Source organism: Aureliella helgolandensis (genome assembly GCF_007752135.1).
GTDB lineage: Bacteria > Planctomycetota > Planctomycetia > Pirellulales > Pirellulaceae > Aureliella > Aureliella helgolandensis.
Window position 1 is genome coordinate 2,795,885 of sequence record NZ_CP036298.1, and the last position, 19,122, is coordinate 2,815,006.

Consider the following 19,122-nt stretch of genomic DNA (forward strand, 5'->3'; position numbering starts at 1 on the left):
TGGTGTACGTCCCCACCCGGGCTGTCGATTTCTTGGGCACCACAGAGGGCTAAACGCATGGCGAAAGCACAAGCTTCATTCAAGAGGACGATGCTTGCCGAACCCGCGCAGCTGGCAGAACAGGCAGCTCAGCGTTGAAGCTGGGGCGGCGCGCATCGTGGGGGCTGAACCCACGCCCGCGACACAGGCTGGGATCGAGTTGGTTGCTAGGCAGCAAAGGTGTCTTCTGGAGCAACGATCTCCAAGAGCTCGACGGCCGGTTCGCCATCGCAATAGATGAGAGCGGTGCGACCATAGGTGATGTGTCCCACTGAGACTTGGAACAATCCAGCTAGTTCTGCAGCGCAGGCCACTTTCCAGAGGTGGTGCAGGCGGACATGCCGTAAGACATTGTGGTTAATCAAGACCCGTCCCAGAGGAGTCTGCTGCGCCATGATTTCGTCGCGTACGACCGGTTGCAGGGCGGCCAGGGCGAGTCGGACGATACCGAATTGGACCACGCGTCGATCGCTGCGGCGGCGCAACAGAATTTTTCGCAGGTAGTGGGTTTCGTCTAAGCGGCTCTCCATGACTTCGACATCCACCTGGCACCCGTGACGGCGTTCTACCGTTACTGTCATATGCGACTCGTGTGCCAACATTGCTTGGTAGGCTTCCGGGGCATCGCACGGTTCGGAGTGTGAAAACTCACCGAGTTCGGACTGCCGCGGATAGAACAAGGACACGAGGTCCTCCAATTCCGCGGAAGGTGGTGTCGCTCTGGTCATCCTCTCACTTTCTGAAAATCTGCTTAGCAATGAGCAGTAAACAAGTCCGTTGTTTCTGAAGCTTTGCGGGCTGTTGATTTAATCGCAATTTGAATTTTAGTGCGGAGGTAGTATCCTTAATTGACTTGTAGCGGAGGTTATCTTTCCTTGCTCACGCGGCGGGTTACTATTTCAACAGCCCGTTTAGCCAGGAGCCACCACGGGCAGCAAGCCGCTGGCGGGCAAGCTTACGATGGTGGGGACAGTGGGCTCTGAGCGAGCGAGCACGGTATCGACCAGGTAGAGCAGCAGTCGTTGGAAAGGCTCGGAATCAATTTTGGCAGCTGCTTCCAACGCGCGCTGTTCATGTTTTTCGATCAGTCGACGCGCTTGTTCAAACACGCGAGCTTGGCGATATAGAGCTGAGACTTGTGAAATCCGTTCCGAGTCGCTTAAAGAGCAATTGGGACTTGCCAGGCTCAGCAAGCGTGCTTGGTCTGGTTCGGGGAGATTTGCCAAAGCCAGTGCCCAAAGCAGCGTTGGTCTGCCACCTAAGACGTCTCCGCCTGCCTGCAGCTTGTTGTGCGAGTCTCCCTCCCAGTCTCCCAAATCATTCAAAATCTGGAAGGCCACGCCGATGTTGCGTGCATAGACACGAATATGCTCCTCAATCGTCTCCACATTGCCCGCCAATCTGGCTCCGGTATACAACGCCGCTTCGAAGGCGGGCGAAGTTTTGAGTGCGTAGACTTTGAGTGCATCCAGCGGGGTTAAACGTTTATCACTCGCATCCCGCCACAGCAGCTCGGCACCCTGGCCCTCGGAAAGACGGGTATGCGCTCCGGCGAGGCAATCGAGAATATCTGCGGCACAATCGGCTCCCAACACGCCTGCTTCTCGACTTACCATTCGGTAGCCCAAGCCAATCAGGTAATCGCCAACATTGATCGCCGTCGCCAGCCCGTATTTGCGGTGCATGGTCTCTTGGCCGTAGCGGTATCCATCATCGTCCTCGATGTCATCGTGCACCAAGCTGGCTTTATGGAACATTTCAATGCTCATTGCCGAACGCAAGATGGAATCGGAGTAGTTTTCTAGGGCGCTGGCCCCTTGGTTGAGCGTGGCTTGGCCACCGGTGAGCGCGTCGTAGGTTGCCAACGTCATGAAGGGACGGGAGTACTTACCACCACGCCGAACGAAGTCGAGTGCTAGTGTTTCCGTTGCGGCAATGGGATCGATGCCGGCCAACAGATCGTCGCTGTCGTTCGTCGGCTGACTGGCTCGACTACGTGGTGTTAGTCGCTCGAAGGTCTCGCCACCGAACAGGTCATTTGCGGTGCGTAAAAGGTGAACGTAGCTGCGCGTTTTGGTAACGGGCGTTTCTACCCGCGTTTGAATCATCTCGCTGACCCAAGCCTCGTCCACACTGGTGTTGCGACAATCACTCGAGAGAAGCGGCACTGCCATGCAGGGGATGCCCGCCAACAACAGCTTATCAATCGCTTTTTCCAGGACATTCAAGCAGGCAACGCCGACGATTGCATCGACATACCCACTAACGATGATCTTCATCACGACTGGCGAACCCTCAGCCACCAGTACCTTGTAACCCATGTCTTCGGCAATAGTGCGGAAATCAGCAATGCTGCAAGCACCACACTGTTTGCAGTTCATGCCGAATTCGTCGTAGTCCGCTGGACAGCCCTCGGCGTGTTTGAGGCAGTGCGGCAACAGGAACAATCTGCGACTGGGGTCGGTTGCAGCGACTTGATCTCGGTAGAACTCACTGCTGAGTATGACCATGATCCAGCCAACGTACCCTTCACTAAGCCCCTCGTCGTCCAGCAGCTTGCGGGCGATGACCTCCATCTCGTCTTTGGTCATCAACCGAGATTTGTCGAGCCTGCCTGCGACTTCACTGCATTTGTTTTTTAAATGCTCGCGCAATTCAAGCGTCTCTGGGACCAGCTTGAGGTGGCTCGTCTTCCGGCGCCGACTCTTGGGGCGAGCGTTGGGCTCCTGGGCAGCCGCCGAACTACCTTCATGGGAGGGTTCATGCGAAGCAGAGGAATCAATCGAAGCTGATGACAAAGCTGTCACTCCTGTCGTTTCGTATAAGCTCGGGTGGAGGCTGGCTGGTTGGCCGTAAGTGGGGTGGTGGCCAGTGCGGGGAAGGGAGGGTATCTAGTTGAACCGCTTCCAGTGCAATCTGTTTCGGTCAATTTCAGTGCTAGTTCGGAAGAAGCAAGCGTTTGGCCGTTCCGAGTGCACTCAAGCTAAACACAGCCGGGTAGAGCCGTTCGTGATACCACAGCTTAGCAAAGTAAAAACCAATCGGCCACGAACGGTCGAGATTTCCCTCACCAACGCGGAGCATCAAGTATTCCAGTCCCCGCATTATAGTTGCTGGTACCGGAGACGGGTCACCGTTGGCGACTAACGCTTCGCATTCTAGGGGATTGCGACCGAAATTGTGACCCAGGCAACATTCGCTCAATCCCTCTAGGGCGATGGCCGTTTCCTCGATCGAACTCGTAAGGGGGGAATGGTCGTTACCGCGTGGTTGGACTGGAACGGTATTGGGCTTTACCGACGCGCCGGCTCCGCTGCCCACCTCTCCCGGTTTCGAGAATGAATCGCGGTACTGGACACTTGGTCCTCCCCCCCAACCTCCATCGCTATTCTGGGCGTGTTGCAGGAATGCAATGCCCTGCAACGCTTGCGGGGAATCGGCAAGTCCTAGCGCGGCGTAGGCCAACAGGACTTTGCCGGTTCCGTAGACTGGATTGTCTTCGAGTGGACGATCTTGATTTCCGAACCACAGTGGTTGCCAGCACCCATCGGGCTGTTGGTTTTTCTGCAGATACGCCAAGCCTCGCTGTTGCGCGTTGAACAACTGTGGCTTGGTGGGGACGGTCGTCCTACCGGCGGCCCGCGCCAATCGATCGAGGTCTGGAAGCCAAGCATTGATGGCGCGGAGAGCGTGGGCCGTCAAGTCGGTACCACTGCGATCGAAGGGGAGCTGTCCCCAACCGCGGCAAAAGGTCGGCCACCCACCATCACGATTTTGCAAGCGCAGTAGCCAGCCTAGCCCACTCGATACAGCAATCTCGATTTCGCTCCGCAGGCGGAACCACCGAGGATCCTCTAAGTCGAGTTGCCTCAAGGCCAGTAGGGCGGCTGGTGTGTCGTCTGCATCGGGCACTGCGCCACTCAAATTCGTCCACCCCCAGCCGCCTGGATTGGCGCCGGTAAAGGGATGGCGGTGCTTGTGTTGGCAGCTCAATAGCCATCGCACCAAGCCGGACGAGACGGAGTTTTTTACGGAGTTTTCTGGAGTGTGCGTCTGAGCAAGAGTCCCTGGACTGGAAGTCCCAATACTCGGCTCACTGAGCCGTACCCGCACCGGTCCGGTCCGTCCTAGCGCGTGGACGGACAGACTGGTGATCCACGTAGCCAGGTTGGTATCAATGGGCCAGCTGCCGTCCTTAAGTCGGGAATCGAGGATAAATCGAGTGCATTCTTGGCAAACCGGCAAATTGCCTTGACCGATGGCCGCCAAGTTCATTAGGACGAAGCTCGTCAGTGGAACGGCTTCTAAATAGCCACCGCTGGCGGGCTGCATGCGACGGAGGACTTGGAGGGTTGGTGAAATCGCTTTGCGACGGACCATTCGAAGCAAGGGGTTTTTAGGCGGCGAGTGGTGGAAGACAGCTTGGCCAATAGCTACCAACGCGGGAACGGCGTAGCTGACGACCGGCATGCGCGCCCAGCGATACCAATCTTGAGGAAGCCAAGCGGCTTCGAAGGGCAGGCTGGGGACTTCCTTCCAGGGGACCAATCCGGCCAAGGCACAGCTGCTGAGGATGGGCACCACAAATGTCTTGTCCTTGCCGTACCGCGCCCGGAGCCCGTCCCACTTGCCTTGCTTTTCGACGTAGTTCCAAGCGTGCTGTGCAGCCTCGGCATGGGAAGCGGCGAAATCGGCGGATTCCCAGGCCGCTAGGACGAGCAGCGTGGTGGCGATATTGGAATGACTGCGGTTGGTATCCCCGAATCCGCCATCTGCATTCTGGTGCTCTAGCAACCACTGGCAACCGTCTTGGATCGCTACCGCGATGTCGTTGTCGTTCGTCGCATTGTGCTTGTGGACTTGGACAAGTGCGCTAATTGCCGTGGCCGTCGAAAGCGCTGAGGTAGAGAGTTCTCCCGTCCAGTGCGTGTTGTCTACCATCTGTTCATGCAGGTGTTGGTAAGCCGTCTCCCAGGCTTGCGTCAAGCGAGAAAGGAAATCAGCATGCTCCGCCGTGAAAGCCCGCTGTTCTCGATTCCGATGGGAGGACTGGGACGCCGGGGAAACGCTCGGTCTGAGCGGCGAATCGGGGACGAGGGCTTCAGTAAATTGCTCTGGATTGCTATGCACGGAATTTGGTACTTAAACTAGGTGCGTGAGAGGACTTGATTCATCCTTAGCTTGGCCAACAGTGTTCTTTAAGTCTAGACACGCCTATCCAACGCCATGAGTAAAGTAGGATTTAGCGAAGTCAGTGAGTTCTTCGATCATGATTGAAATTGATTCCAATGTTCAGCACAGTCTGGGCCAAGAAGTCGCGGTTGAGCGTCTGCACAACCTAGCCGTCAACCTAGCCCAGCGTTTCCCGCAGCAAGTGCATCAGTTGAAAATGCATTTTAAAAACCATCGCATCGACGTCGACTTTGCGGCCTACGGTTACGTGGTGCATTGGACGGCAGAGGTCTTTGATGATCAGGTATCGCTCCATGGGACTGTACCCGATTCTGCCAAGGTTTTTGCTGGGAAAATGAAGCAGACTATTACTGGCCACGTGGCTCAGGAACTCTTCAGTTCGCCACTGCGCCGGGCGGCCTAACGGGGGAGTCGCTGTAAAGGGACTGTACTCTATCCGGCTGACAACCTACCGTTGGTCTCGCGCAAAATCGAGTCACGCCGGTGGGTTGCTGGGAGCGTTGCGTGGGAATGCATTCCTGAGCAATTCCAAGCTCTTGGGGATGGCTGTTCGGTAGTCTTCCTTCCCTTCAAATTCGAGCGAGATAAATCCGCGATAGTGGTGCTTTCGTAGAATCTCCCCGATGCGCGGGTAGTCGAGGTCCAGTGCATACCACTCTCCGCCTCCATAGTATGTCTTCGCCTGGACAAAGATGGTCTGCGGCGCGATCTTCTCCAGACGTGTGTACGGTTCTTCTAAGAAGTTCCCCGTATCTGTCGTGATTTGCAACCAAGGGGAATCGACTGCATTGACGATCCTGAGGATTCCTTCGGGTGTAAGCCCGAGTCCCCAATGGTTTTCCAAAGCCATTACGATTCCGCAACGCTCCGCAGTTGGGATACAAGCCTCCAAAGCTTCGATCACCCAGGGGAACGCGTCTTCGTCGGTGTAGCCCGCCAGCGGTTTCTCGATTCCCCGATTCGCCATCAATGCATCAAAGCTGCCGGATGTTCCCCAACGTCCGGTGTTCACCCGCATGGTCGGGATGCCTAAGGTGTAGGCCAGTTCGATTTGGCCAATCGTGCGATCGATGTTTTGGCGGCGGAGTTCGCGATCGGGGGTTACAAATCCCTGGTGCGTCGACATGCCGACAATGGGCAACCCCAGTCGCAAGGCGTGCCGTTTGTACGACATCATCTTGGAGTGGCTTAGCAGTTCGTTTTGTTCGAGTTGGTAGAGTAGCAATTCGATGCCATCAAAGCCCATCTCATCGGCCAGGTCGATGCACTTGTCAAAATCGCGGAATTCCTCATTGTGAAAACGCCACAGCGAGTAAGTGGATAGCACGATGGGATAGGTCTGGCGGGCACCGGAGCCTGGGTGGGCGGACACCTCTTGGGAATTGGCGACAGCTTGGCTCAGGGGAACCAACGCGCCGGCGGCGATGGCTGTCGACAGAAAATTTCTGCGAGAGTCTTTCATCTGTAGAATCCTCAAAGAGTGCAATGGAGCGGCTCTGTGCCAACGCCAGTTTGGACTGTCCTCAGCTGCGGAGCTGAAACCCACCAGTCGTGATCCATCCTTCTCCAATCCAAGGGGTGCCAACCTACTCCAGGAGGCCTAGCCCCAAGGATTGTTCGAGCGGGCTCGTCGCCTGGACCACTACCGCTGCCCAAACTTTCAAGACTGGACGACGCGTTAGTGTACCATTGTCTCTCCTATTCTGGGGCTTGGCGGGATACGCCGGCAGAGGAAAAATTGCTGGAGCAGTACCGTCGCCCGAATGCCCTTGTGGCGGTGAGAGCGAAGCGAGTCGGCAGCGGTTCTGGTGGGAACTTGTGAAGCGCTGCGAGATCCCCTAATCTGTACTGCATCATCTTGCTGCAATCGCTTCATCGCACCACCGCGGACATGCATCTTCCGGCACGCCGAAGGAGCAGATGTTTGTGGGCTCTCGCGGAGCAGTACCGACTCGAACGACTACCAATCTTGGTTAGGAAACGCACCATGCAAACGCCTCCCCCACTCTACCTGGCCACGGAGAGAAACGCCGCAGCGTTTCAGCCCCGAGCCTCAGCTGCCACGCACCCATGTCCATCGCTCAAAAGTCGGTGGGGCAGGCGATTGAGGACGGTCGGATGGTTAGCCCTCGGAATGTGTTTGTTGGCGCTTTCGCCAACCAAAGCGTGGAGTGCTCAGCCCAATATCGTGTTCGTTTTTTCCGACGACCACGCCTTGCAGGCCATTGGCGCCTATGGTTCAAAAATCAATCAGACACCCAATCTGGACCGAATTGCCAAAGAAGGGGCCGTGTTCCAAAATTCCTTTTGCGCCAATTCCATTTGCGGCCCGTCGCGCGCTTGCATTCTCACTGGCAAACATAGCCACAAAAACGGCTTTTTACGCAACGGAAACCAGTTCGATGGAACGCAAACCACGTTTCCAAAACTGTTGCAACAGGCCGGGTACCAAACGGCCCTGATCGGCAAATGGCACTTGTCGAGCGATCCCACTGGATTCGATTTTTGGGAAGTCTTGCCAGGTCAGGGAAGCTACTACAATCCCGATTTTTTAACGATGGACGGGAAACGCAAACGCTACGAAGGTTATTGCACGGACATTATTACCGACAACGCTCTGTCGTGGCTCAAGGAGAAGCGAGATCCGAATAAGCCCTTTGTGCTGATGTGCCAGCACAAGGCGCCCCATCGCAATTGGTCTCCACCACCCCGCTACTACTCGTTGTATGCGGATCAGACGATTCCCGAACCCGACTCCCTACGGGATGACTACGCTGGTCGTAGCAAGTTGCTCAAAGAAAACGAGATGTCGTTGGCGGAGCATTTCTACTGGGGGCACGATATGAAGTTTCATGGGGAGAACGAGTACCCCAAGAGCTTCGCGTCCGGTTTGCCGAACGGGGAATACAAAAGAATGAACCCCGAGCAGAAAGCAGCCTGGGACGCAGTCTATGAGCCGCTCAATCAGGCCTTTCTAGCGGACATGGAAGCTGGCAAGCTGTCTGATGATGCTATCTTGAGCTGGAAATATCAGCGTTACATCAAGGATTACTTGGCGTGCATTCAGGCGGTCGACGATAGCGTTGGACAATTGTTGGATTACCTCGACCAAGAGGAATTGGCTGACGATACGATTGTAATTTACAGCTCTGACCAAGGGTTCTATCTCGGAGAGCACGGTTGGTATGACAAGCGATGGATGTTTGAAGAATCCCTGCGCATGCCGTTTCTCATCCGTTGGCCCGGCGTGATCAATCCGGGCATTGAGTCGCAAGCTCTGATTCAAAATATCGACTATGGGCCAACCTTCCTCGATCTAGCGGGAGCCGATATTCCGGCTGAAATGCAGGGTCGGAGCATGGTCGAGATGTTGAAGAACCAAGGTCAGCCGTCGACGGCCTGGCGCGATGCGATCTACTACGCCTACTACGAAAACGCTGCCGTTCACAATGTCCCGCAGCACGATGGCGTGCGAACAGAACGCTACAAATTGATGTTTTTCCCGCGAGGTCGTGAGTGGAATTTGTTTGACCTCGAAAAAGATCCTCAGGAAATGCAGAGCGTGCATGCCGATCCCGCCTATGCCGATATCTTGGCTGGCATGCAGAAACGCTATCGCGACTTGCGGCAGTTCTACGAGGTGAATAGCGCCGCGCTTCCCGCGACACGCGGCGATGAACCCAATTGGGCCAAGCGCGATCGATCCATGACCGAACGTGCTAGGCAGGGCGATGTGGACCTGGTCTTCATCGGCGATTCGATCACGCAAGGCTGGGAGGGCGGCGGCAGGAAAGTGTGGGACGAATTCTACGGGGATCGAAAAGCACTGAACCTTGGCATCGGGGGCGACAAAACCGAGAACGTGATCTGGCGATTGACCCATGGCAATCTCGCCAAAATCAAGCCTAAGGTGGCGGTGTTGATGATTGGCACCAACAATACGGGGCATGTCCTGCAAGATCCCGCAGAAGTTGCTGCGGGGGTCGAACGGATTCTCGAGATCCTCGCCGATAAACTTCCAGATACCAAGGTGGTGCTGCATGGCATTTTTCCACGCGGTCCCAATGAGTTTGATGAAATGCGCCTCAATAATGTTGCTATTAACCAGCACATTCGACGTTTCGCAGACGGTGAACGGGTGCAGTTTCTCGAAGTGGGCGATCAGTTTCTCGAAGCGGATGGAACGATCAGCCGGGAGATTATGCCCGACCTGCTGCATCTGAATGAAACCGGCTATCGGCGTTGGGCCAATGCACTGGAGCCCACGCTGAAGGCATTGGGGCTGTAGTCCCCCGTCAGCCAGATGGTCGGTTGAGCGCACCCTGAATCACGACAGCTTAGTGAAACTGCACTAGCTCTCGAGGCGGGGTGCCGTTGACCAGCGGCGAAGGCAGCAGCGGCAATCCTGCAGAACATGCGATGGTTCCAGGTTGTTGTGTCCGCTACTTTGGTGCCTGCTGGACGAGTTGCATCGGAACCGCAAACGGCTGGCAGATTCAAGAGGGAGGGGGGGCTAGTCACGGGGCTGGCGGGCCCGCCAGCCAGCTCTTTTAGCTCACTGATCTTGTAGCTCACTATGCTTTCGATTGATCGCTTTCGATTGATCGAGAGCGAAATCGCAACAGCAATGTTGCCTTCTGCACCGGCAAGGTGTCCGTAAGGGCGTCGTCTTTCGCAGGTTGCAAGCTGTCACGGATCGGCTCGACAACTTCGGACGCCACAGGTTGCGATTGCGATCAACCATGGCGTTGTGCTGGCGTGCATTGCCCCGTCAGCGAGTGGGTGGCTGTCTCCCTTGCATGACTCCTTGGTTGACTCACGCGATGCGAAGCCGTTTACGCCAGCTTCCCGCGGCACACCACTAGAAAAACTCGCGGTTCAGCGCCAAACTAAACGCATTCATTGAGTTGAGGTCCCGCTTTACTGTTCTGGAGTCTTCTGTGCGCGTTACTTGTAAGAGCTTTGATCTTCCGTTGCGTGATCCGTTCACCATTTCTCGTAGTACGGTTACCGTCCAGCCAACTCTGATCGTTCAGGTGGAGCATGAGGGCCTGTTCGGATACGGCGAAGCCACGACCAATGAATATTACGGAATTACGCTCGAACGCATGGAGCGGGCGTTGGCTAAGATCGCTCCGCGAATCGCCGACTATCGCTTGGAGAATCCAGCGGAGTTGTGGAAGGAGTTGGATGGCGAACTTCAGGAATGTCGCTTTGCCCAATGCGCGTTGGATTGTGCCGTGTGGGATATCTATGCTCAATCCCAAGGCATGCCGCTGTGGAAGCTGTGGGGATTCGATGAAAAGTCTCCGTACCCACCGAGTTGCTTTACGATTGGTATCGATACCCCGGAGGTTATGGTTCGCAAAATGCAGAATCAACCGAATTGGCCCGTATACAAAATCAAGCTGAATGCGTCTGGAGGGATGGACCTTGTTCGTGCGCTCCGCGAAGAAACGACCCGTCAGCAAGTGAACCCGATTTTTCGAGTGGATGCCAACTGCGCTTGGCAAGCGGCGCAGGTCAAGGGCTGGGCGGAGGAACTGCAAACGCTCAATGTCGAGCTGATTGAACAACCGCTCCCGGCCGATGCCTACGAGGAGATGAAGTTGTTGAAGGGCAAGTGTGCCTTGCCCCTGATGGCTGATGAGAGTTGCCAAGTGGAAGCGGATGTGGATCGTTGCATCGAAGGTTTCGATGCGATCAACATCAAATTGGTGAAGTGTGGCGGGTTAACCCCAGCCAGGCGAATGATCGCGCGGGCCAAGCAAAATGGCTTGCGCGTGATGGTGGGTTGTATGACCGAATCGAGCATTGGGATCTCAGCGGGAGTGCATTTGCTGCCACTGCTCGATTTTGCTGATTTAGATGGCGCACTCTTGCTGGCCAAGGACATTGCCAGTGGGCTGGAATGGTCGGCTGGCTATTGCCAATTGCCCAGTGCGCCTGGTTTGGGAGTGCAGTTGCTAGACGGCCGCTTCTAGCCCCACGGTGACTATCTCGAAGGCAACCCGGGGCAGCGTTAGCGCCGCATGAAAGCATGCGACTTCACAGGCCTGACTGGCGAAAGCGGCGAATCGCTTAGATGGAGAGGTTCCGCTGTCGATGTTTCGCTACGTGGAGACGAATGCGGAGTGGTATCGGAGAGCGAGATAGCAGATGGAGCCGATTTTGCCTGTCGTGACGCAGGGTTGCCCATGAGCGTTAGTGCCGAGGATGATGATTCTGGTGAAGCTTGGGGCTGCTCGCCCGTGCGCCCCGAGGCGTAAGTCTCGGCAGTACTGATTTCGTCGGCAGTTTCAGGGCTGCGTGCCTGTGAGATTCGATTTGCCGACGGCCGCTCGTGCAAGGGAGTCTCTGTGGCGGAGGAATAACCTGGAGATGGACCGCTAATTCGCTGCAATTTGTCTCGCGAAACCTTTGCAGCCACTGAGGAAAATTCCTGCCGCACCGACTCATCGACTTTGTCGAGTTTCATCGCGAGTGTCTGAGCACTGGCTGGGCTTTGAGTGCAAATTCTCGATATCTGCGACATGAATTTGGCGGTTTCCGCGAAATTGAAGTCGGCTGTCTTGGCAACGAGCGGTCCGAGGGTCCTGGTGAGGATATCGGCGCCTAGGTTGTCGAGTTTGAGGAAGACGTCCATGACGCCTGCCATGGTGGGTTCACCGTCGACGATTCCCCGGTCTTGAGAATGCAACACGCACACACAGCGACCAGGGACTCTCCGCGGCGACATGCTGCCATCGTAGACTCCATTGCCGTAGTAGACGTGAACGTTGTCGCTGGCGAAGAGCAGATCTGCTTTGCAGCTAGTTCCAGCACCATCGTCCGCCACGAACGAAGCGGGACTGCGCCGCTGAGCGGTGACGTTGGTGATCCCCATCATTTCCCACATGTTGACCATGACCTCTGGTCGTCGGACCAGAAAGTTAAACATTTGGGGGTCGCATTCGATCTCTTGAGCGGGCATGCGTCGGAAATAGCTGGGGTTGTCCAGCACGTCGCGCACCAACACTTGAGCTTGCGGGTTGAGTTGATGGAGAGGAACCGCATGAATGGCTTGATTGCGCACGTCACGCGAGGAGACGCCTTCGACCCGAATGGGCTCCACGGCAGTTGCTTGACTGCAAACGGTATGCAGGGAGCTGAGGACAAGCAGGATGCTGAGCAACGAGTGAAAAGCACTTTGCATTACGAAGCTCGCTCAAAACCATCCATCTGTCGATCTTGCCCGCCCACAGCGTCTCTGCTTTCCAACCTAGCACGGAGAAAGCAGCGACAGTAATATTGTCGGCCGTTTGGGGACTGTGTCCGCAGTTCTTCTTTCAGACCAGCGGAGATATTCGACGGAGGAGGCATGCGGCCTCGCGTGGGCTCTCGGCACGGGGGCACGAGCCTTGTAGCCAGAACGGGCCTTGTAGCCAGAAGTGGAAGCTAGCGACCGCTCTAAGGCCGCAGGGGCATGGCGGGGCAAGGGCAGGTTGCCGCCACCGCACCCATCCATCCGGACGCCCTTGTCGCAGGATTAGAGGGTTGTGCAGCTTGCTGCGGATGGAAGGAGTGCGCAAACCGGCGGAGAAGCAGGGGAAACGTGGTGTAGCCTGTTCTACATGGCCCGCCGGGCTTGCAGGACACGCTGTTGTGAGGACGATTGGTGAACGATCGGTTCATCAAGACCATCGCCATCAAAGTCACCAACCAAGACGGTGCCAGTGCTCGAGTCGATTTCGAAGACTTGGTCGGTGGCGTCGATCTGCCCGTTGCCATTGGAGTCTACGAAGACTTGATTGCCACGGACGATTGCTAGCTCTTCGATACCATCGCCATCGAAGTCTCCCACGAGCGGAAGATCACCCTCGGCACCAAATTCATGCTGTTCGTCGTCTGAGGTTAGTTTTCCATCGCCATTCACGTCCAATCTCCACTGACCGTCGCGGAACACCCCAATGGTTGCAATTCCATCGCCATTGAAATCACCACTGACAGCAATGTCTTTACCACTTCCGAAGCGGAAGACGTGGTCGATCAAATCGGCCCGCGCCTCCCCATCACGGCTTCTCTTGAGGAGACGTGGAGTGTCTGGTGCCTCTTCGGAGGACGGAGGCACGTTCTTGAATCGAGCGCGGGTCAAGTTGTCAGGATCGGGCAATCCAGGTTCGGCAGCGATGGCCCGTTGATCACCGTCCCACTGCTCTCCAAAAATTCCAACGTCCGATTTCCCATCGCCGTCCCAGTCGCCTACAACCGGTTGGTCTCCCTTGTTACCCATGCGGAGCCAAATGTCATCTTCGTCCCAGACACCATTTCCATTGAGATCGATAAACCATTCTCCGTCTGCGAAGAGGGCAATCTCGTCGACACCATCACCATTGAAATCGCCGGCGAGTGGCTGCCCCTCTTCCATGTGGAACACATCGTTGTTCTGGATGCGCGACTCCGCATTGGTGCTGATGGATCTCCAAGACTCGTTGGTTCGCTTCATCCCGTCGACAGTCCACGACTTCAAATCGAGCTTCTCAGCATTCTCTGCCACGGTTGTTTCGGAAACAGGTTCACCGTTACGGAGGCCCCGCGGGTAGCCGGCATTGATAACGCTCAAGTGCCATGTTGGAGGCGACGAGTGTCCAAATCCGATCTCCAGCGGAAGGGGGGACCAGGTCGGTGGCGTAGCTAAGATGGGTTGTGGTGGGATGTACAGCGGAGGCACGATCACTACCTTTTCGACGTCCGGTGGCGTCGGCGGCAAAGGTGGTGGTGGTAGAACCGATTTGGCTCTGACTTCACTAAAGTTGTTTTCTTGGGAAGATTCACCAGGATTCAAATTGATTCCCACCACGGCATCCATCATTTGTCCTGCGGAGAACTGACGAAGTGTCGAGGATGGGAAGGCATTGAAGAATGCATCGACTTCAGATTGGGAATTGAGGGTCACCCCCCCCAGCGTTCCAGGCCTGTCGAGACTATCAACATAGTCCTTGGGCTGAATTTCAAAAACGATGTAAGCCCCGGCTCGCAAGCCAGGGAATGAATAATAACCATTGGCATCGGTAGTGACCTCAATCACATCCCCGGAATAGTAGCCGGGAAGAGCGCTCGAAGCACCGGCTTGAGCACCCGTGACCAAGCGGAGCTGTAGCGTGACGCCTGCCAGCGGAGTGTCGTCGCTGGTGCGTTTGCCGTCGCGTACCGAATAGCGATCGTCTGGGACCGTACCGGTTGCGTTGGTGATGTCTGGTCCATCTTGGAAGACATACCCACTGATCTCCACGGGAGGAACTTCGCAGAAATTGGCGTCGGTAATGTGTTGCCCACCCGACAATTGAATCCCGCTGATCAGATCAGCGACACTGGCGTCACCGCCTGTAGTGGGTGCAACTTGACCGCCATGAAACAATCCGATCGGTTGATGTTCACGCACCGAATAGGTGCCAGGACGCAGACCGGCGAACGTGTAGGTTCCGTCTGCGGCGGTGGTGGTTGTTGCCAGGACGTTTCCTTGGGCATCGAGCAGGTCAACTTGGACCGACTGCAGGGAGCTCTCGTTGGGATCCTGCTCGCAATCGAAGTCCAGGTCGACAAAGACTGAGCCCGAAATCGAGCCAGGAAGCACTTCGCAGAAATCGTAGTCGATAAGGTCGGCACCAGGGGAGATGTCAATGGCTGAAATAACATCCTCGACGGAGTCGTTGCCGCCTCCGGAGCCAGCCTTTTGACCGCCTTGAAAATATCCGGTGGGTTGTGATTCGCGGACGGCGTATCTACCCGGTGCTAGCCCGGCAAATTGGTAGTTACCTTGCGCATCGGTCACCGTGCTCATCAACACGTTGCCATTGGCGTCTAGCAATTCGACGGTTACGCCCGCAAGAGGCTCTTCATTGCTATCAAAATAGCAGTCGTCGTCGCTATCGACGAATACGGTGCCGGCAATCGTGGCTGGTTCAATCTCACAGAAATCGTAGTTGACCAGGGCGGCTCCTGGATTCAGTGCAATGGCGGAGACGACGTCCTGTTGAGAATCGTTGCCGCCCCCAGAACCGGCTTTCTGACTGCCCTGCAGGTAGCCAGCTGGCTGCGACTCGCGGACGGTGTAAACGCCAGGCTCTAAGCCTTGGAATAGGTAGGCCCCATTGGCATCGGTTTGGGTTGTCGCGACAACCTGTCCGTTGGCGTTGAGAAGCGTGATGGTAACGCCGGACAGCATCTTCTCTCCAGCATCTAAGATGCAATCCTGATCACTGTCTACGTAGACGTTACCTGCAATCGAGCCGGGTGGCAGTTCGCAGAAATCGTAGTCGACTACATCTTGTCCTGGCTGGATGATGATCGAAGTAACGAGGTCTTCGATTGAGTCGTCTCCTCCACCACTGCCGGCATGGTGATCGCCGTTAAAATAGCCCGCGGGCTGGATCTCTCGGATGGAATAGTTGCCGGGGAGTAGGTCGTCGAATGTGTAGCGTCCCTCGGCATCGGTTAGCGTTGTTTGGAGGACGGTTCCCGATTGATCGAGCAACTCGATACGTACGCCAGAGAGTGGCATTTCTCCAGCAGCGTCGATGATGCAGTTACCGTTGGTGTCGGAGATCACGCGACCTGCGATGCTGCCGGGCAGAATTTCGCCGAAGTCGTAGTTGAGTCCCACGCCGCCCGCGCCGAGCTTAATCGAAGCGATCACGTCCCCAGTGGAATCACTGACTCCAACGCGCTGACCTCCAACGGTTCCCACATCTGCCTTGCCAGGAATGTAATCAGCGGGGGTTTGTTCGGTAACGCGGTAGACACCAGGCGGTAGGCCCGTGAATTTGTAATAGCCCTGCGCATCGGTACGAGTCTCGGCGACTTTCGCCCCGTCTGCATCCCACAGGACCACCACAACATTGGAAAGTGGAGATTCGCCACTGTCGCGACGACCATTGTTGTTTTGGTCGTAAAAAGTATGACCACTCAGTTCCGCTGGAGTGAGCTCACAGAAGTCGTAGTTGACACCACGGGTGTCTCCGGTCAAAACGATCTGCGTTATCAGACCGCCACCATTGACGATGCCACCCAGGCTGCCGGCCAGGGCATCGCCATCCAATAAACCGGTGGGAGTGTATTCGGTGATGCTATACACACCCGAATGCAAGCCGATGAACTCATAGCGTCCATTTGCGTCGGTGCGCTGCGTGGCGATGACCGTACCGGATGCATCCCGCAATTCGATCAAGACTCCCGCAAGTGGGGCTTTGGTCGCATTCGCATCGTGGCAGTCGTCTCCACTGGTGACGACACACACTTTTCCACTGAGTGTCGACGGTAGATTCTCTGCAAAGTTCAGGTCTTTGACATGTTGGTCGCCCAACAGAATCTTGACTTCCGTTAACACGTCTGGATCGTTGGCGACGGTATTGCCGACAGTTGCTCCATCGAGCTTCCCGGGGGTCGCTCCGACGCTGTAGTAGTTCGCCGGTTGCGTCTCACGAACTTGATAGGTACCGGGCTGCAAGCCTAGTTGAGTTCCGAACTCATAGCGTCCTTGTGAGTCGGTGGTCGTCTGATAGCCGGTGGTGACGTACTTTCCGTTCTCGAGACGGAACAACTCCAGGTTGACACCCGCGATACGCGTGTCGGTGCTCTGCAGGGTCAGGTCTTCATTGCGGTCTTGATAGACGATTCCACCCAGGGAGATGGGCTTGGGAACTTGTTGAAGCTGCAGCGCCGTACCGGCCGTTCGGTCTCGCTTTCCCCCCTCGTCATCCGCGGGAAGTGACAAGTTCGTACCCGCAAAGTCGGCGTCGTAACGATTGCGGAATTTGCTCTGGCCTTCGACAAATTCGTAGTGGGGGGCGCTGAATTCGGCTTGGAACAGTGTGTTTTGGAACTCGACACCCGAGGTGATCGGGTCAAAATTCTCGTTTGTAATGGAGAGATCGGTTTCAGCTGGATCAAAATATTGGACTTCGTCCACATCGATGGAGAAGACCAGCAGGTCACCGGCCACAAAATTGGTGAATTCCAGGACCAGCAACGAAGTCCCATCCTGGACGGTCGCTTTTACGCTGGCGTTCGAGTTGGCGGTCTGCAATTTTTCGATCTGAAAACCGAAGGAATGGTCTGCTCCGTAGCCACCATCTTGGGTATCAAAAAAGAGGTCGCCAACTCCAAAGCCAGGCTGATTCAAATCGCCGTTGAAAGTGAGCTTGGAAAGCTGGGTGTTATCGGCGCCGCCGTTGAACGTGACGTAGAATAGATCCCCGTGCAAGTCGCTGCCAAGGTCTTCCTCGACGTAAACCGCTCCGATGTTGATGACATCTGCTGCCATCATGCAGCGAGGTTCCATCACTTCTAGCATCACCGTTCGGGTGTCGGCACGACGCTGCCGTTTCGACCTGACCGAAGGGGTCGATGGAAGGAGGGTCGGCGCGGACGTAGACTGTCCACGCGCCATCCAACGGGCAACTTGACTAACTTGCTTATGCAGAAACAACGGACACCTCCGTGGTCACAAAAATCGAGCCTCTATGCTCGATTATCGAATTCTAAGTTTCTCGTCAACCTCGATTGGCGAATAGCTAACCGGTTGACCAGCTCTGACTCTCTGAGAATCAAGATTGTCTAGATCCCAGATTCTGACCGTCGTGTCAAATGATCCACTGGCCAATGAGCCTCGAAAAGGACACATTACAGCCACCGTTCCTAAGTGTTCCCGCAGATCGGCTATTACGACCTCTGCCTGGAAGTCGTAGAGCTGGATCGAATTGTCGGCGCCAGCAATTGCGACAACGCTATCATTGATCAAGCACATCGACATCAACTTGGCTGGAAGTTCAATGGTTCGATGGAGGAGCTGTTTATTTACAAGATCGTACTGCAGCAGACGACGGTCGGTACCAACACTAGTGATCACATCACCATCGGTGGAAAAACTGGCGGTGTAGATCCGACCGCGGTGCCCTTGGTATTTGGCGATTTCCTCCCCGGATTCGGTGTTCCAAACGACAATTTCGCCATCGCGACCTCCGCACAGAAGGTGCTCTCCATCTGGGCAAAAGCGAACACAGCGTTGATCGCCACAATCGCACATCAAGACGTGCTTGAACTTGCTTTGCGTTAAGTCCCAGAGGATGATTCGATCGGAAAATCCACCAATGGCCAGCAGGTTCTTCTCGGTACTGAGCGAAAGCGATCGAATCGCAAATGGGAATCGAACCACCTCTCTCGGGGGCTGTCCCTGCTCCCACTGCATCACCACTCGATCGTCACCAGCTGAATAGAGCGTTGGAGGGAACCCTGGTTGCATTTCATTCCCCATGGAAAAAACCAAGGAATGGATCCAGTCGGTATGCGCCTTCAACGTGCGAATCGTTTGTCCCGTGGAAGTCATCACAATGCGTATCGCGTGATCATCACCGGCCACCGCCAGAAAATCGCCCGTCGGGTCGGCCGCCAGAGCGGTCACGACGGGGACGGCCTGCTTTTCCTCCAGTGGCGTCAGCGAGACCGGACGCGAGGGAACATTTCGCACTACATTTGCATCAGTCGCCAAATGATTGCGGGTAATGAGCCGGACCGGATTATCCTGGGCCACCCCCCGACAGGGATTCAGCCCAATCCCAGTGAGTACCAGCGATGTCGCCACGGCCTGTCGCCAAGTCGCTTGCGATAACGCAATCCGAGTGCGTTTAAAAGTGACGTTTGCAAGTAGTTCGCCAAGCATTGTTCCATCCATGGACGTGCAGTAGAAAGAGACGGAATGTCCTCAATCAGCTACATCGTCCAGGCTGGCTGGTAATATGCAGTCGTTTTGGTCGACTTTACCGATTCTAGCGATTCTGCGGGCCGTGGACCCGCAATCGCAGTGATCACAACGAAACTGCTGCCTAGGCTAGCCTTGCTGCGGAGGCGGCAGCA

General features: G+C 55.8%; 10 protein-coding genes. 3 read left to right on the forward strand and 7 right to left on the reverse strand.

Going from position 1 to position 19,122, the window contains the following annotated elements; all coding sequences use genetic code 11:
* Positions 1–206 precede the first annotated feature (206 nt).
* The 3 genes from Q31a_RS10030 to Q31a_RS10040 all read right to left on the reverse strand — a co-directional run bounded on the left by Q31a_RS10030 (position 207) and on the right by Q31a_RS10040 (position 5,169).
* A complete protein-coding gene (locus Q31a_RS10030) occupies positions 207–767 on the reverse strand; it encodes a hypothetical protein (protein ID WP_145077149.1) in 561 nt (186 codons plus the stop codon).
* Positions 768–950: 183 nt separating this feature from the next.
* Complete coding sequence (locus tag Q31a_RS10035) at positions 951–2,846, reverse strand: polyprenyl synthetase family protein (protein ID WP_391575320.1); 1,896 nt, start codon at positions 2,844–2,846, stop codon at positions 951–953.
* A 130-nt stretch (positions 2,847–2,976) separates the two neighbouring features.
* Complete coding sequence (locus tag Q31a_RS10040) at positions 2,977–5,169, reverse strand: prenyltransferase/squalene oxidase repeat-containing protein (protein WP_231691135.1); 2,193 nt, start codon at positions 5,167–5,169, stop codon at positions 2,977–2,979.
* Positions 5,170–5,293: 124 nt separating this feature from the next.
* Between Q31a_RS10040 and Q31a_RS10045 the strand changes: the two genes are divergently transcribed.
* Positions 5,294–5,635 (forward strand): polyhydroxyalkanoic acid system family protein, encoded by a 342-nt coding sequence (locus tag Q31a_RS10045; protein WP_145077152.1) that lies wholly within the window; start codon positions 5,294–5,296, stop codon positions 5,633–5,635.
* 72 nt (positions 5,636–5,707) lie between these two features.
* On the opposite strand, the gene Q31a_RS10050 is transcribed toward Q31a_RS10045, so the two are convergent.
* Entirely contained in the window at positions 5,708–6,694 is a 987-nt protein-coding gene (locus tag Q31a_RS10050) for a sugar phosphate isomerase/epimerase family protein (RefSeq protein ID WP_145077153.1), read from the reverse strand.
* 525 nt (positions 6,695–7,219) lie between these two features.
* Between Q31a_RS10050 and Q31a_RS10055 the strand changes: the two genes are divergently transcribed.
* Positions 7,220–9,520, forward strand: a complete 2,301-nt coding sequence (locus Q31a_RS10055) for a sulfatase-like hydrolase/transferase (RefSeq protein ID WP_231691136.1) — start codon at positions 7,220–7,222, stop codon at positions 9,518–9,520.
* A 652-nt stretch (positions 9,521–10,172) separates the two neighbouring features.
* Positions 10,173–11,216, forward strand: coding sequence for a dipeptide epimerase (locus tag Q31a_RS10060; protein WP_145077155.1), 1,044 nt, complete (start codon positions 10,173–10,175; stop codon positions 11,214–11,216).
* A gap of 38 nt (positions 11,217–11,254) precedes the next feature.
* Here Q31a_RS10060 and Q31a_RS10065 read toward each other — a convergent pair whose 3' ends face one another.
* The 3 genes from Q31a_RS10065 to Q31a_RS10075 all read right to left on the reverse strand — a co-directional run bounded on the left by Q31a_RS10065 (position 11,255) and on the right by Q31a_RS10075 (position 18,928).
* Positions 11,255–12,427, reverse strand: coding sequence for a hypothetical protein (locus Q31a_RS10065; RefSeq protein ID WP_145077157.1), 1,173 nt, complete (start codon positions 12,425–12,427; stop codon positions 11,255–11,257).
* Between the two features lie 414 nt (positions 12,428–12,841).
* Positions 12,842–17,536, reverse strand: coding sequence for an SdrD B-like domain-containing protein (locus Q31a_RS10070; RefSeq protein WP_197356594.1), 4,695 nt, complete (start codon positions 17,534–17,536; stop codon positions 12,842–12,844).
* Between the two features lie 204 nt (positions 17,537–17,740).
* The gene (locus tag Q31a_RS10075; protein WP_197356596.1) at positions 17,741–18,928 is read right to left on the reverse strand and encodes a WD40 repeat domain-containing protein; all 1,188 of its coding nucleotides are present in this window, start codon (positions 18,926–18,928) and stop codon (positions 17,741–17,743) included.
* Positions 18,929–19,122 lie beyond the last annotated feature (194 nt).